We start from the raw sequence: 15,036 nt of genomic DNA on the forward strand, positions 1-15,036 counted from the left end.
GGCCTGGGCGGGCACCGTCAGGGAATATTTCGCTTTCCCGGGCTTGAAATAGGGGTATTGGCCCCCATTCATGTCTGCGAAAGCCATTCTTTTTGGAGGATTCCCCATGACGGCACCCCACGAGCCTGCAGATCAGACGCCCGAAGTCGGCCAGAACGCCGACGCGGCCCCCGCCGCCCAGGACGACGCTCAGGCCGAGCTGAACGAGTTGCGCGCCCAGTTGGACGCCGCCCAGGCTACCGTCAATGAGCAGCACGACCAGCTTCTGCGTGTGCAAGCCGAAGCTGAAAACGTGCGCCGCCGCGCCCAGGAAGAAGTGTCCAAGGCGCGCAAATTCGGCATCGAATCGTTTGCCGAGAGCCTGGTTCCGGTGAAAGACAGCCTGGAAGCCGCGTTGGCCCAGCCCGACCAGACCGTTCAGACCCTGCGCGAAGGCGTCGAAGTGACCCTGAAGCAGTTGTCCGCCGCGTTCGAGCGCAACATGCTGAAAGACATCGCGCCGGCCCAGGGCGACAAGTTCGACCCGCACCTGCATCAGGCAATTTCGTCGATTCCCCATGAGCAGCCCGCCAATACCGTGGTGCAGTTGCTGCAAAAGGGCTACGTCATCGCCGACCGTACCCTGCGCCCGGCGCTGGTGGTTGTGTCGGCCGGCCAAGGCTGAATCGCACCCCGCGCGCCATGACCGATCCCCGCTTCGATCCGGCTCAAGTCTTCCAGGTGTTCGGCATGCGTCATGTCGACACCACGGGATTCGACGCCGCCGTGGTCCAGGCGCCGGGAACGGATCTGCGTTGCGTGTTTTTGTGGGGACAGGATTGCTATAACTGCAATCTTTTCAAGCAGGCGGCGCTGCTGCACCAGGACAGTTTGCTGAACCTGGGTTTGACCTGGTTCGAGGCCGACGTCTACGCCGACGAACCCCTGGGCCGGCGCTTTTCGCTGCATGGCGTCCCCACTTTTGTGCTGTATCGGGCCGGAAAACGGTTGGGGCGCATCACCGGTTGGCCCGGATTGCCCCAATTCACGGCGGCGATCCAGCGCTTGCAGGATCCGATTGCGGAAAATTCAGGCCAGACGTCTTGAAAACCCTGTGAGCAACCCCAGTTATGGGGGGACAAGAAGTTTTCCTCTATTTTCATAGATTCAATTCAAGGTAACCCACCATGAGCAAGATTATTGGCATTGACCTGGGCACGACCAACAGCTGCGTGGCTGTCATGGACGGCGGGCAGGTCAAAATCATTGAAAACGCGGAAGGCACTCGCACCACCCCCTCGATCGTCGCCTACATGGACGACGGCGAGACCCTGGTTGGCGCGCCCGCCAAGCGTCAGGCCGTGACCAACCCGCGCAACACGCTGTACGCAGTGAAGCGTCTGATCGGCCGCAAGTTCGAAGAAAAGGCAGTGCAAAAGGACATCGATCTGATGCCTTACACCATTGCCCGCGCCGACAACGGCGACGCCTGGGTGGAAGTGCGCGGCAAGAAGATGGCGCCTCCCCAAGTGTCGGCCGACGTGCTGCGCAAGATGAAAAAGACCGCCGAGGACTACCTGGGCGAAGAAGTGACCGAGGCCGTCATCACCGTGCCCGCCTACTTCAACGATAGCCAGCGCCAGGCCACCAAGGACGCCGGCCGCATCGCCGGTCTGGAAGTCAAGCGCATCATCAACGAGCCCACCGCGGCCGCGTTGGCGTTCGGCCTGGACAAGACCGAAAAGGGCGACCGCAAGATCGCCGTCTATGACTTGGGTGGCGGCACGTTCGACGTGTCCATCATCGAGATCGCTGACGTCGACGGTGAAAAGCAGTTTGAAGTGCTGTCGACCAATGGCGACACCTTCCTGGGCGGCGAAGACTTCGACCAGCGCATCATTGACTACATCATTGCCGAGTTCAAGAAAGAACAAGGCGTGGATCTGTCCAAGGACGTGCTGGCCCTGCAACGCCTGAAGGAAGCGGCTGAAAAGGCCAAGATCGAACTGTCCTCGGCGCAGCAAACCGAAATCAACCTGCCGTACATCACGGCGGACGCCTCGGGTCCGAAGCACCTGAACCTGAAGATTTCGCGCGCCAAGCTGGAAGCGCTGGTTGAAGAACTGATCGAACGCACGATCGAACCCTGCCGCGTCGCCATCAAGGACGCTGGCGTGAAGGTTTCCGACATCGACGACGTGATCCTGGTCGGCGGCATGACCCGCATGCCCAAGGTTCAGGAAAAGGTGAAGGAATTCTTCGGCAAAGAGCCGCGCAAGGACGTGAACCCTGACGAAGCCGTCGCCGCTGGCGCCGCCATCCAAGGTTCCGTGCTGTCGGGCGACCGCAAGGACGTACTGCTGCTGGACGTGACGCCGCTGTCGCTGGGTATTGAAACCCTGGGCGGCGTGATGACGAAGATGATCCAGAAGAACACGACGATCCCGACCCGGTTCTCGCAAACCTTCTCGACCGCTGACGACAACCAGCCGGCCGTGACGATCAAGGTGTTCCAGGGCGAACGCGAAATCGCCGCGGGCAATAAGGCGCTGGGCGAGTTCAACCTTGAAGGGATCCCGCCGTCGCCGCGCGGCATGCCGCAGATCGAAGTCACGTTCGACATCGACGCCAACGGCATCCTGCACGTGTCCGCGAAAGACAAGGGCACCGGCAAGGAAAACAAGATCACCATCAAGGCCAACTCGGGTCTGTCGGAAGACGAGATCCAGCGCATGGTCAAGGATGCCGAGGCCAACGCCGAGGAAGATCACCGCGTTGCCGAGCTGGCTCAGTCGCGCAACCAGGCCGACGCGCTGGTGCACGCCACCCGCAAGTCGTTGACCGAGTACGGCGACAAGCTCGAAGCTTCCGAAAAGGAAAGCATCGAAGCCGCCATCAAGGACCTGGAAGACACGCTGAAGGAAGGCGACAAGGCCGCGATCGACGCCAAGGTGGAAGCCTTGTCGACTGCGTCGCAGAAGCTGGGCGAAAAGATGTACGCCGACATGCAGGCGCAACAAGCCGCCGGCCAGCAGCAAGCGGCCGATAACGCGAAGCCGGTGGACGACAACGTCGTTGACGCCGACTTCAAGGAAGTCAAGCGCGACCAATAATGGCCGGGCGCTGACCAGCCTCTGCCGCCCGGTAGCCGGAGAAATCCGCCTACCGGGCGTACTCATTCTGTAGCACTGAAAAGATGGCTCTTTTTTGAGCCCACGGATCATGGCAAAACGCGACTATTACGAAGTTCTGGGCGTGGCAAAAAACGCCTCGGACGACGAACTCAAGAAGGCCTATCGAAAGCTGGCCATGAAATACCATCCGGACCGCAATCCGGACAGCAAAGAAGCCGAAGAGAAGTTCAAGGAAGCCAAGGAAGCCTACGAGGTCCTGGGCGATGATCAGAAGCGTGCCGCGTATGACCGCTACGGCCATGCGGGCGTGGACCCCAATTCCGCCGGCATGGGCGGGGCGGGAATGGGCGGCGGCTTTGCCGACGCCTTCGGCGATATTTTCGGCGAGATCTTCGGCGGCGCGGGTGGCGGTGGCCGTCGCGGCGGCGGCCCGCAGGTGTACCGCGGCGCCGACCTGAAGTACGCACTGGAAATCACGTTGGAACAGGCCGCGGCCGGGTTCGATACCGAAATCCGCGTGCCTAGCTGGGAACACTGCGACACCTGCCACGGCTCTGGCGCCAAGGCGGGAACGTCGCCCAAGACCTGCCGCACCTGCGGCGGCTCGGGCGCCGTGCGCATGCAGCAGGGCTTCTTCAGCGTGCAGCAAACCTGCCCGACCTGCCACGGCAACGGCAAGGAAATCACCGATCCGTGCCCGGCATGCGACGGCGTGGGCCGCATCCGCCGCAACAAGACGCTGCAGGTGAAGATTCCGGCCGGTATCGATGACGGTATGCGCATCCGCTCCAGCGGCAATGGCGAGCCGGGCATCAACGGCGGCCCTCCGGGCGACTTGTATGTGGAAATCCACATCAAGCAGCACAAGATCTTCCAGCGCGACGGCGACGACCTGCATTGCGAGCTGACTATTCCGTTCACCACGGCGGCATTGGGCGGCGAATTGCAAGTGCCGACGTTGGGCGGCAAGGCCGAAATCTCGATTCCCGAGGGCACGCAGTCGGGTAAAACCTTCCGGTTGCGCGGTAAGGGTATTCGCGGCGTGCGGGGCAGCTATCCGGGCGATCTGTATTGCCACGTGGTCGTGGAAACGCCGGTGCGCCTGAGCGAGGATCAAAAGAGCATCCTGCGCCAGTTCGAGACGTCGCTGAACGACGGGGGCGACCGCCACTCGCCGCAAAGCAAGTCCTGGACGGATCGGGTGAAGGAGTTCTTCAGCTGAGATGGGTAAAGGATGAGGAAAAGCCGCGATTTTGGTCGCGGCTTTTTTTTGGGTTCTTGCGGGGGGATTTTTGGGTTTTTGCGGGGATTTTTGTGATGGGGGGCGCTGCTTGATGGGTTGCGCGCGATGGGGGGTGGGGTTCTTGAATGGGGCGGTGCGCGCTTCACCCATCCTACGGTTGCCGTGGCGAATTTGTTGGCGAAATGCCGGAAAAAAACCGGTCCCAGGCCATGATGCCGCCTGAGACCGGCCGGGCTACAGCAAGCAGCTCACCGGGTGATCGGCGGGTAGTCGAGCTCGCCGAACGTATATTGGCCGCTGGCCTTGGCTTGGGCCAGTTCTTGCTGGACGTCGGCGCGGGTCTTCACGCTGGCCGGCGCGGCAATGGCGGGCGGGTATTCCAGTTCGCCGAAGGTGTATTCGCCGCTGATCTTGGCTTGCTGCAACTGAGTGCGCACTTCGTCAGAGCTCAGGCTGGCGGCTTGGGGCAGGGCGGGCGGGTATTCCAGTTCGCCGAACGTGTATTGGCCGTTGGCCTTGGCTTGCTGCAAGTCGGTTGCGACCTGGTCGCGGGTCTTGGCTTGTTCAGTGCCGGCGGCTTGGGCGCCAACGCTAACCAAGGCCAGGGATAGCAACAGAGTGGTGGTTAGGGTTTTCATGATTGAGACCTCCGTGTCATTTTGGATGGGAGCGAATCCGGCGGCCTGCCGTCGTGGTTCGTTGTTTGTTCCCGATGACCGAATTCTGCGCGTTCTCGAACCTGGGATAAACCCTTAATACCTGAAAACATCTTTCCAAATAGTCGAGTAATACGTTGAATTTTTGAAAATCTCCCCGTTTTTCGTAGGGCTATGCGGGTTAAATCGTCCGGTGTTGACCTAGGAGCAGTTCCGCTGATGCAAAAAAACCCCTGCACAGGGCAGGGGTTTAGCTGGGCGGCTACTGCTCAGGGCGTGGCTTTCTTTGTGAAGTCACCCGCAACCGCGGTGCTGAAGCCGTCGGCGCGCAGGTATTTGCGTAGCGCGGCATTGACCGCGTCGGGCGTCAGCGCCGAGATCTTCTTGTCCATCTCGGCCGACCACTCAAACGTACGGCCACGCTGCAGGTAATCAAGCCAGGTGCTGGCCAGGATGTCGTCTTGCGCGCGGGCCAGATTGCGGTAGTTCAGTAGCGCGTGGATGCCGTCCGCGACTTCCTTTTCCGAGAAGCCGTCTTTCAACACCCGCGACAGTTCCTCGTTGATGGCTTTTTCCAGGCGCTCGCGATTCTGGGGCGCGTAAATGGCGTACATGGTCCAACTGGCGCTGGGTTCGAACGACGAGACCGACAGCGAACTGCGCACGTTGTAGGACAGGCCCTCGGTTTCGCGCACGCGGTTCCACAAGCGTGACGTTTCCGATGCACCGAACAGATAGTTGGCCAGATACAGGGCGGGGTAGTCCGCATCGGTATCCTGCAGCTTCAGCGGCATGCGCGACACGTAGAAGGCGTTGGCCTTGTCGGGCGTATGGATGTCGAACTGCTTGGCGGGAATATCGCGATACGGGTTGGGAACGCGGGTGTAGGCGGGGGCCTTCTTCCAACCGGCCAGGCCCGTGGTGATGGCCTTTTCGACAGCCTCGGGTTCAAAATCGCCCACGGCCGAATACTCGATCTTGCCGGCGCCGTAGAACTTGGCGTGGAATTTGGCGAGGGCGTCGCGGTTCAACTCGCGCACGCTGGCCAGGGATTCTTCAAACGTCGGCACGTAGCGCAGGTCATCGGCAGGCCAGGGGTTGTCCTGACGCGCCAGGGCGCGTCCGGCCAAGGCCGTGGGTTCGGTCATGGCGTTCTGGATCGAAGTTTCAAGCTGGCGTTGGTATTCGTCCAGTTGTTCCTTGGGGAAGTTGGCGTTGCGCACGATTTCCAGTGCCAGCGCGGTCAGCTCAGGCAGGTTCTCGCCCTTGGTCGACATGGCGACTTTCAGCGTCGTGCCGCCGCCGCTGAAGCCCAGTTCGGCTTGCAGCTTGTCCAGTCGGTCCTGGATTTCCTGGCGCGACAGCTTGGCCGTGCCGCGGATCAGCAGATCCGCGGCGGCGCTGGCGTTCACGCGTTGGCCGCGCAGGTCATTTTCGTTGCCAAACTGAATCAGCATTTGCGCTTGTACGCGGCTGCCGCGCGTGGCCTTGGGCAACAGCGCCAATTGAACCGGCCCGTTGGCAAGTTCCAGCGTTTTTCTTTGCGTCAGCTTGTCGATGTTCTCGGGCGTGGGGTCAAAGGCGGATGCAGCCTTGAAGTTCGGGTCGCCCTTGTAGTCCTTGAAAATGGCGGTGAGGTCCACGCGCTGCGTTTGCGGCGCGCGCAGCGGCTTTTCGGTGGGAATGTAGCGGCCTTCGATGCGGTTGCTTTGCAGCAGATAGGTGGTGGCGGCTTGTTGCACTTCAGCCAGCGTGGCCTTGCGTGCGCGGTCGCGCTGCAGGAAGAACAAGCGCCAGTCGCCCGCGGCGATGGCTTCGGACAGCGCCACGCCGACCTGCTCGGGATCGCTGTAGGTCTGTTCCCAGGCGGTCAGCCATTTGCTGCGCGCGCGGTCCAGTTCTTGCTGCGTGAAAGGCGTTTTGCCCAGCGATTCCAGCGTGCCGGTCAGCGTTTTCATGGCGGCGTCAAGGTCTTTGCCCGGCGGCAATTGCGCGCCGAACATCGTCAGGCCAGGGTCACGATTTTCCATGGTGAAACCGAACACGCCCGAGGCCATCTTCGTGGCGACCAGCGCGTGGTACAGGCGTCCCGACGGCGTGTCGGACAGGATGACGGTAGCCAGGTCCAGCGGCACGAAGTCGGGGCTGCCGGCGGCGGGGATGTGGTACATGGCGGCCACCAGTGGCGTGCCGCCGGTACGACGCAAGGTGACCGAGCGTTCACCGTCCTGCACGGGTTCCACGGTGTATTCAGGCGGCAGCTTGCGGTCGGGCTTGGGCAGCTTGCCGAGGGTTTGCTGGATGTCGGCCAGGGTGGCCTGGGGGTCAAACTTGCCGGCCACGATCAGAACGGCGTTATCGGGCTGGTAGTACTCGTGATAGAAGGCGCGCAGTTGGCCGATGTCTACGTTTTCAACGTCGGAGCGGGCGCCGATGGTGTTCTTGCCATAGCTGTGCCATTGGAAGGCGGCGGCCTGCATTTTCTGCATCAGAATGCGCGACGGGCTGTTTTCGCCGCTTTCCATTTCATTGCGGACCACGGTCATTTCCGAATCCAGGTCTTCCTTGGCGATCAGGGAATTGACCATGGCGTCGGCCTGCCAGCCCAGGTACCACTTCAGGGTGTCGGGGTTGGCGGCGAAACTGGCGAAATAGTTGGTGCGGTCGCTGGAGGTGGACCCATTGGCCTGCAAGCCGCGGCGCGAAAACTCGCCCATGGCATTGCGCGTGGTGGACGTGCCCTTGAACAGCATGTGTTCCAGCAAGTGGGCCATGCCGGTCTGGCCGTAGTTCTCGTTGCGCGAGCCGACCAGATAAGTCATGTTGACGGTGGTCGACGGCTTGGATTCGTCTGGTACCAACAGCACCCTGAGGCCATTGGCCAAGCGGTATTCGGTGATGCCTTCAACCGAGGCGGCCTCCGAGACGCCGGCCGGAAGATCGGCGGCGCCGGCCTGAAAGGCCAGGAAGGAGGAGAACAGCAGCGCGCCCAAAGGGCGCGGCAGCTTCGACAGGGACAGGCGCATGGCAGACAATTCCTTTCGCATGGCAGAATCCGTTGGAGTGTATACGTTGGCAATGGTTCAGGCGCTGCGAGCCTGAGACGCAATACAAGGAAGTGCGACATGTCGTTATCGATGGAAGTGGAAACGTCGCGTCTGGTGCTGCGACAGTGGCGCGCGGATGATCGCAAACCGTTCGCGGAAATGAACGCGGACCCGCGGGTAACCGAGTTCCTGCTACCGCTTTCAGCGAAGGAAAGCGATGCGCTGGCTGAACGGCTGGCAGCGGGTATAGATGAGCACGGCTGGGGGTTCTGGGCCGTTGAAGCGCCGGGTGTGGCGCCTTTCATCGGCTTCGTGGGTATCAAGCCCATGCCTGCACTGCTGCCATTTGCGCCGGGGATCGAGGTGGGCTGGCGCCTGGCGCAGCCGTTTTGGGGGCGTGGCTATGCCAGCGAAGGCGCCGAAGCAGCGTTGCGTGTCGGGTTTGAACAAATCAGGCTTGATGAAATCGTGGCGTTCACGGCGGTGGGCAACCAGCGATCGCGCGCGGTGATGGCGCGCCTGGGCATGCAGGCCGATGCCGGCACGTTCGATCATCCAGCGTTGCCCGTGGCCCACCCGCTGCGCGAGCATGTGCTTTATCGACTGCGCCGCGAGCATTGGCGGGGCCGCAATAACGGTGACGCAGAGCCAGGCGGCATGCCGGTTGCGGCGGCATAAGGTGCGCAAAGCGGCGCCACCAGAGGGTGTTGCGCTGCAATATCCTTCGTGTACAAGGCAAATTTGAGGTCGTCCCGCTAGCGGGTGTAAGCTTTTCGGAACGTAGTAGCTGTTGCCGACGGGATGCGCGACAGCCGTCTACCCGGCTTCCCGTCCAACGCCAGACGCCGCTGCACGCGCGGCGCCGGTGCTTGTCGTTCGCGCCTTCGCTGCCGGCATCCTGCCGGCGCATTTTTCGGAGGAACGACCCATGCTGACCGAAATCGTCACGCGTGCTCTGTCCCAATTGACCGGTAGCGCCTTGAGCGGCGACGGAATCAAAGGGCAGTTTCAGTACGCCTATGCCAGTGATGACGGCCAATTCGTGGCCATACTGACCCATGATATGACCACCTATGTGGTGGACCTGAACGCACAACGATACTTCGCGGAATGCGGCGGTTCGCCCCGTGGGTTTGCCGGACATGTGCTTGAGATGGAAGGCGCGGCCGTGCGCAGCCATCCCTGGCCGGCCGCCAATGATCTGTTTGACCTGGACATGGATGCGGACGAGCTTTCATGGCGCCAGTGCCCCGGCCTGCGGCACGCGCCCGCCACCAACCGATCTGTGGAGAGCCGCGCCGCCTAGAGTGGCCAGAAGCGGCAACACACTTTACTGAACCGCCGGATTGGCGGTTTTTTTTGTGCCTTGGGAGCTTGCGCGTCGCTACAGACGCCGGCCGTGACAGTACAATTTTTCGCCATGAACTCGCCCGCTCACACCCACGCCCCGGAAGGCGCAACCCTGGTTGATTGCTCGTATGAACGCCACGCGGATCAGATACTTGCCATCTTCAACGACGCCATCGTCAACTCCACCGCGCTGTACGACTACAAGCCCCGGCCGCGCGAAGCGATGCAGGGCTGGTTCCAGACCAAACAGCAGGGTGGTTTTCCGGTGGTCGGGTTTGAAAACGCGGCCGGCGAATTGATGGCGTTTGCCAGCTATGGGACCTTCCGCGCCTGGCCCGCGTTCAAGTATTCCGTTGAACATTCGGTCTACGTGGACGGACGTTTTCGCGGCCGCGGCCTGGGCGAAGCGATGATGCGCGTGCTGATCGAGCGGGCGCGCGGCAATCAAGTGCACGTGCTGGTCGGCGGCATCGACGCTTCCAACGATGGCAGCATCCGGCTGCACGAGAAGCTGGGGTTCAAGCACGCGGGCACGATCCAAGAAGCGGGCTTCAAGTTCGGCCGTTGGCTGGACCTGGCGTTCTATCAGTTGACGCTGGATACGCCTGAACAGCCGGTGGATGGCTGACGAACCGCCCGGGCCTTATTTGGATAGCACCTGCATGGCCTGTTCCAAACCGGCGACGGTAACCGGATACATGCGGTCCTGCATGATGTCGCGCATCAGCGCGATGGACTGACGGTATTGCCACGACGCGGTGGGTTCGGGGTTGAGCCACACCGATTTCGGCCAGGCATCCAGCAGCCGCCGCATCCACTGCGCGCCCGGTTCCTTGTTGTAGTGCTCGACGGAGCCGCCGGGCTGCAGGATTTCGTAGGGGCTCATGGTCGCGTCGCCGACAATGATCAGGCGCCAGTCCGGGTTGTACTTGCGCAGCACGTCCCAGGTGTCGAAACGTTCATTCTGGCGGCGGCGGTTGCTTTGCCACAGGCTTTCATACGGGCAGTTGTGGAAGTAATAGACTTCCAGGTTGCGGAATTCGCTGCGCGCCGCTGAAAACAATTCTTCAACGCGGCCGATGTGGTCGTCCATGCTGCCGCCCACGTCCAGCAGCATCAGCACCTTCACGGTGTTGTGGCGCTCGGGCACCATGCGCAGGTCCAGGTGGCCGGCGTTGCGCGCGGTGCTGGCGATGGTGTCGTCCAGGTCCAGTTCCATGTCGGCGCCTTCGCGCGCAAAGCGGCGCAAGCGCCGCAGCGCCACCTTGAAGTTGCGCGTGCCCAGTTCGACCTGGTCGTCGTAGTCCTTGAACTGGCGCATGTCCCAGACCTTGACCGCCGAACGGTTGCCGGCCGACGCGCCGCCCACGCGGATGCCTTCGGGGTGATAACCGCCGTTGCCGAACGGCGAGGTGCCGCCGGTGCCAATCCATTTGCTGCCGCCCGCATGGCGTTCTTTCTGCTCTTGCATGCGTTCTTTGAAAAGCTCCATCAGCTTGTCCCAGCCGTGCTTTTCGATGGCGGCTTTTTCTTCGGGCGACAGGTTCTTCTCGAACTCCTTGATCAGCCAGTCCAGCGGAATTTCCTTGTCCGCCGGCAGGGCTGCCTGGATGCCCTTGTAGTAGGCGCCAAAGGCTTTGTCGTAGCGGTCGTAGAGCGATTCGTCCTTGACCAGCGTGGCGCGCGCCAGGAAGTAGAACTCGTCCAGCGTGGGCGCCATCAAGTCGTGGCGCAGGGCGTCCACCAGGGTCAGGTATTCCTTGACCGAGACGGGCAGCTTGTGCGCCCGAAGGTGGTAGAAGAAGTCAATCAGCATGGGCGGGCGGCCAGTGGCTTTGGGATCAGCGGCGCTGGCCGCCGCGGGTCATTGCGGCAAGGCGTTCCAGCAGGTGCACGTCTTGCTCATTCTTCAGAAGCGCGCCCGCCATCAAGGGCACGGCGGTGGCGGTGTGGGCGTCGATTTCTGCCGCCGTGGCGTTTTCGGCCAGCAGCAGGCGCAGCCAGTCCAGCAGTTCCGAGGTGGACGGCTTTTTCTTCAGGCCGGGCGCGTCGCGCAGCGCAAAGAAAGTGTCCAGCGCCGCGCGCAACACGTCCTGCTTCAGATGCGGGTAGTGCACGGCGACGATGTCGCGCATGGTGTCGCGGTCGGGGAAGCGGATGTAGTGGAAGAAGCAGCGGCGCAGGAAGGCGTCGGGCAGGTCTTTCTCGTTGTTGGACGTGATGATGACCAGCGGACGATGGCGCGCCGAGATGGTCTCGCGCGTTTCATACACATGGAATTCCATGCGATCCAGCTCGCGCAGCAGGTCGTTGGGGAATTCGATGTCGGCCTTGTCGATCTCGTCGATCAGCAGCACCACCGGTTCGTCCGCCTGGAACGCTTGCCACAAGGTGCCTTGCACGATGTAGTTGCGGATGTCGCGCACTTTCTCGTCACCCAGCTGCGAGTCGCGCAGGCGCGACACGGCGTCGTACTCGTACAGGCCCTGATGCGCCTTGGTGGTGGACTTGATGTGCCATTGCAGCAATGGCCGGCCCAACGCGCGCGCCACCTCTTCGGCCAGCATGGTTTTGCCGGTGCCCGGTTCCCCCTTGATCAGCAGCGGGCGCTGCAAGGTCAGGGCGGCGTTGACGGCCAGTTTCAGGTCGTCGGTGGCGACGTAAGAGTCGGTCCCGTTGAAGCGGGCAGGCGTGGCGGATTGAGCGGACTGGGCTGCGGACATAGGCTGATGGCTTCCGAGGATTGACGGTGATCAATACCCAACGCAAGGTATTAATCCTGAGCAATTATCGTACAATCAGGCGGTTTTGCAGTTGGGTTCGACCCGCAACGTGTTTGCAGGGGGCCGACGTGTGAGCAGGCCCTAGTCCTTAAGCCATACCAAGAAGAGCCATTCCAATGAAGTTGCGAACCTCTCTGAAGTGCACGGTTTCCGTGTTGGCCGCGATAGCATCCTGTGCGATCGCCGGCCAGGCTGTTGCTGCTGACGCAGCGCCTGTCGGTAACATCCAAAACGCCCGCGACAAGGTCTCCATGTGCATCGGTTGCCACGGCATCGAAGGCTACAAGGCGACGTTCCCCGAGCTCTATCACGTGCCGATGATTGCTGGCCAGAACGCCAAGTACATCGAGACCGCCCTGAACGAGTACAAGAAAGGCGCGCGCAGCCATCCCACGATGGACGCCATTGCCGGCAGCCTGTCCGACCAGGACATCGCAGACCTGGCCGCGTACTACTCGAATCTGAAATAAGGGGCAAACAATGAATCGCACGATGCTTGCCCTTCTGGGCGCGACTTTCGCCATGGCGGGCGCCTCCGTTCAGGCGCAGGACCTGGCCGCCGGCAAAGCCGTTTTCGATAAATTCAATTGCGCGTCGTGTCACGGCGCCGACGCCAAGACCGCGGTGGATCCGTCCTACCCCATATTGGCTGGCCAGCACGCCGACTACCTGGCCCATGCGCTGAAGGCCTACAAGCGCGGCGCCTCGGGCAGCGCGGCCACTGCCAACGTGCGCAAGAACCCCATCATGGGCACCTTTGCCACGCCGCTGTCCGACGAGGATATTTCCAACGTGTCGGCATGGCTGGCGTCCCTGCCCAGCGACCTGGGCGTACGCAAATAACGCTTGGGCCTCAAAGGCTAAGCAAGCGTCAAAGGCTGGCGCGGCGGCGGATCAAGTCTATATAGGTGTCGCTTTCCAGCGGCGTACCCAGGCGCTGCGCTTCCCACACCACTTGTCCCAGGCATTCCATGATTTCATGGGCTGCCTGATGGGCATCCGAGCGCGCCGTCAGTTGTTGGTAAGCAAGCCGGATGCCGGGCGGATGGTCAATGGACAACTGCTCGGCGATGGCCAGATGCATGGACAGGTGCAGGAACGGGTTGGTGCGCCCCTTTTCCACTGCGTATTCCATGGTCATGGCCTCGGGGCTTTCCAGGTCGCCGTGGTATTCGGGATGCTCGATGATCCAGTCCAGCGCGATGGCCTCGAGCGGCGTCAGCACTTCGTTGGCGCGGTGCTTGCGCCAGGTGTCGATAAAGAATTCGCGGACTTGGTCGCGTGAGGGATTGAACATCGGCGGGGGACGGAATGCGGTGTATGAACGCATTATTTTACCGCGCGCCTGCTGGACGCCGGTTGCCGACGGCCCTTTGCGATATAGAATTGGTTGCTATCCGCCATCCGGTGTGCGGTCTGACAGGGCGTTTCCCTGCGGAATCGGACGCTTTTCGATGCGGCGCGTGCAGAAAAACCACCCGGAGCAAATGGAGCATTCATGTCCTACCAACATATCAAGGTTCCCGCTGGCGGCCAGAAAATCACGGTCAACGCTGATTTCTCGCTGAATGTGCCTGAACAGCCCATCGTTCCCTTCATCGAAGGCGACGGCACGGGCGCCGACATCACCCCGGTGATGATCAAGGTTGTCGACGCCGCGGTGCAGAAAGCCTACGGCGGCAAGCGCAAGATTCATTGGATGGAAGTCTATGCCGGCGAGAAGGCCACCAAGGTCTACGGCCCGGACGTCTGGCTGCCCGACGAAACCCTGGAAGTCGTCAAAGACTACGTGGTGTCCATCAAGGGTCCGTTGACCACGCCGGTTGGCGGCGGCATCCGCTCGCTGAACGTGGCGCTGCGTCAGCAACTGGACCTGTACGTCTGCCTGCGCCCGGTGGCGTACTTCAAGGGCGTGCCCTCGCCGGTGCGTGAACCCGAAAAGACCAATATGGTGATCTTCCGCGAGAACTCGGAAGACATCTACGCCGGCATCGAATACATGGCCGAAAGCGAGCAGGCCAAGGAACTGATCCAGTTCCTGCAGACCAAGCTGGGCGTGAAGAAGATCCGCTTTCCGAACACTTCGTCCATCGGCATCAAGCCCGTGTCGCGCGAAGGCACCGAGCGCCTGGTGCGCAAGGCCGCGCAATACGTCATCGACAATGACCGCACGTCGCTGACGCTGGTGCACAAGGGCAACATCATGAAGTTCACGGAAGGCGGCTTCCGGGACTGGGGCTACGAGCTGCTGCAAAAGGAATTCGGCGCGCAACTGATCGACGGCGGCCCGTGGTGCAAGTTCAAGAATCCCAGAACGGGCCGCGAGATCATCGTCAAGGACGTGATTGCCGACGCCTTCCTGCAGCAGATCCTGCTGCGTCCGGCCGAATACGACGTTATCGCGACGCTGAACCTGAACGGCGACTACATCTCGGACGCGCTGGCGGCGCAAGTGGGCGGCATCGGCATCGCGCCGGGCGCCAACCTGTCGGACTCGGTCGCCATGTTCGAAGCCACCCACGGCACGGCGCCCAAGTACGCGGGCAAGGACTACGTGAACCCCGGTTCCGAAATCCTGTCGGCCGAAATGATGCTGCGCCACATGGGCTGGACCGAAGCTGCCGACCTGATCATCTCCAGCATGGAAAAGTCCATCCTGTCCAAGAAGGTCACGTATGACTTTGCCCGCCTGCTGGAAGGCGCGACCCAGGTGTCGTGCTCGGGCTTTGGCCAGGTCATGATCGAAAACATGTAAATCCGCGGGTCACCCCGTGATGTTCCGCTGAACCCGCCCGCCATCATGGCGGGCGGGTTTTGTCTACCTATTCCGCATGAAGCGCATTG

Annotated in this window: 15 protein-coding genes; 10 read left to right on the forward strand and 5 right to left on the reverse strand. The window is 61.8% G+C overall.

The genetic code is table 11. The features are described 5' to 3' along the window. Positions 1-106 precede the first annotated feature (106 nt). The 4 genes from grpE to dnaJ all read left to right on the forward strand — a co-directional run bounded on the left by grpE (position 107) and on the right by dnaJ (position 4,335). Positions 107-664 (forward strand): nucleotide exchange factor GrpE, encoded by a 558-nt coding sequence (gene grpE, locus ELS24_RS05990; protein ID WP_050447236.1) that lies wholly within the window; start codon positions 107-109, stop codon positions 662-664. A 17-nt stretch (positions 665-681) separates the two neighbouring features. Continuing rightward, a complete protein-coding gene (locus tag ELS24_RS05995; protein ID WP_050447235.1) occupies positions 682-1,086 on the forward strand; it encodes a thioredoxin family protein in 405 nt (134 codons plus the stop codon). A gap of 80 nt (positions 1,087-1,166) precedes the next feature. Beyond that, complete coding sequence (gene dnaK, locus ELS24_RS06000) at positions 1,167-3,092, forward strand: molecular chaperone DnaK (RefSeq protein WP_050447234.1); 1,926 nt, start codon at positions 1,167-1,169, stop codon at positions 3,090-3,092. Positions 3,093-3,201: 109 nt separating this feature from the next. Next, positions 3,202-4,335, forward strand: a complete 1,134-nt coding sequence (gene dnaJ, locus ELS24_RS06005) for a molecular chaperone DnaJ (RefSeq protein ID WP_050447233.1) — start codon at positions 3,202-3,204, stop codon at positions 4,333-4,335. A 269-nt stretch (positions 4,336-4,604) separates the two neighbouring features. Here dnaJ and ELS24_RS06010 read toward each other — a convergent pair whose 3' ends face one another. Together ELS24_RS06010 and ELS24_RS06015 are read right to left on the reverse strand one after the other, a co-directional pair. Then, complete coding sequence (locus tag ELS24_RS06010) at positions 4,605-4,994, reverse strand: DUF4148 domain-containing protein (protein ID WP_127183660.1); 390 nt, start codon at positions 4,992-4,994, stop codon at positions 4,605-4,607. Between the two features lie 287 nt (positions 4,995-5,281). Further along, positions 5,282-8,038 (reverse strand): M16 family metallopeptidase, encoded by a 2,757-nt coding sequence (locus ELS24_RS06015; protein ID WP_127186258.1) that lies wholly within the window; start codon positions 8,036-8,038, stop codon positions 5,282-5,284. 99 nt (positions 8,039-8,137) lie between these two features. Here ELS24_RS06015 and ELS24_RS06020 point away from each other — a divergent pair, with 99 nt between their 5' ends. The 3 genes from ELS24_RS06020 to ELS24_RS06030 all read left to right on the forward strand — a co-directional run bounded on the left by ELS24_RS06020 (position 8,138) and on the right by ELS24_RS06030 (position 10,037). Next, on the forward strand, positions 8,138-8,737 hold the full coding sequence (locus ELS24_RS06020; protein ID WP_127183661.1) for a GNAT family N-acetyltransferase: 600 nt from the start codon (positions 8,138-8,140) through the stop codon (positions 8,735-8,737). Between the two features lie 250 nt (positions 8,738-8,987). Further along, positions 8,988-9,365: a hypothetical protein gene (locus ELS24_RS06025; RefSeq protein WP_127183662.1), complete on the forward strand. Its 378-nt coding sequence runs from the start codon at positions 8,988-8,990 to the stop codon at positions 9,363-9,365. 114 nt (positions 9,366-9,479) lie between these two features. Continuing rightward, positions 9,480-10,037 (forward strand): GNAT family N-acetyltransferase, encoded by a 558-nt coding sequence (locus ELS24_RS06030; protein ID WP_127183663.1) that lies wholly within the window; start codon positions 9,480-9,482, stop codon positions 10,035-10,037. Between the two features lie 15 nt (positions 10,038-10,052). Here ELS24_RS06030 and ELS24_RS06035 read toward each other — a convergent pair whose 3' ends face one another. Both ELS24_RS06035 and ELS24_RS06040 read right to left on the reverse strand, forming a co-directional pair. Further along, complete coding sequence (locus ELS24_RS06035) at positions 10,053-11,225, reverse strand: vWA domain-containing protein (RefSeq protein ID WP_127183664.1); 1,173 nt, start codon at positions 11,223-11,225, stop codon at positions 10,053-10,055. 25 nt (positions 11,226-11,250) lie between these two features. Continuing rightward, positions 11,251-12,132, reverse strand: coding sequence for an AAA family ATPase (locus ELS24_RS06040; protein ID WP_050447226.1), 882 nt, complete (start codon positions 12,130-12,132; stop codon positions 11,251-11,253). A 176-nt stretch (positions 12,133-12,308) separates the two neighbouring features. Between ELS24_RS06040 and ELS24_RS06045 the strand changes: the two genes are divergently transcribed. Together ELS24_RS06045 and ELS24_RS06050 are read left to right on the forward strand one after the other, a co-directional pair. Then, positions 12,309-12,662 (forward strand): c-type cytochrome, encoded by a 354-nt coding sequence (locus ELS24_RS06045; RefSeq protein WP_050447225.1) that lies wholly within the window; start codon positions 12,309-12,311, stop codon positions 12,660-12,662. Positions 12,663-12,672: 10 nt separating this feature from the next. After that, the gene (locus tag ELS24_RS06050) at positions 12,673-13,035 is read left to right on the forward strand and encodes a c-type cytochrome (protein WP_050447224.1); all 363 of its coding nucleotides are present in this window, start codon (positions 12,673-12,675) and stop codon (positions 13,033-13,035) included. A gap of 28 nt (positions 13,036-13,063) precedes the next feature. Here ELS24_RS06050 and ELS24_RS06055 read toward each other — a convergent pair whose 3' ends face one another. Beyond that, on the reverse strand, positions 13,064-13,489 hold the full coding sequence (locus ELS24_RS06055; RefSeq protein ID WP_127186259.1) for a DUF1841 family protein: 426 nt from the start codon (positions 13,487-13,489) through the stop codon (positions 13,064-13,066). 201 nt (positions 13,490-13,690) lie between these two features. Here ELS24_RS06055 and icd point away from each other — a divergent pair, with 201 nt between their 5' ends. Next, the gene (gene icd / locus ELS24_RS06060; protein ID WP_050447222.1) at positions 13,691-14,947 is read left to right on the forward strand and encodes an NADP-dependent isocitrate dehydrogenase; all 1,257 of its coding nucleotides are present in this window, start codon (positions 13,691-13,693) and stop codon (positions 14,945-14,947) included. Positions 14,948-15,036 lie beyond the last annotated feature (89 nt).

Origin of the sequence: Achromobacter spanius (assembly GCF_003994415.1) — a bacterium.
Classification (GTDB): domain Bacteria; phylum Pseudomonadota; class Gammaproteobacteria; order Burkholderiales; family Burkholderiaceae_B; genus Achromobacter; species Achromobacter spanius_C.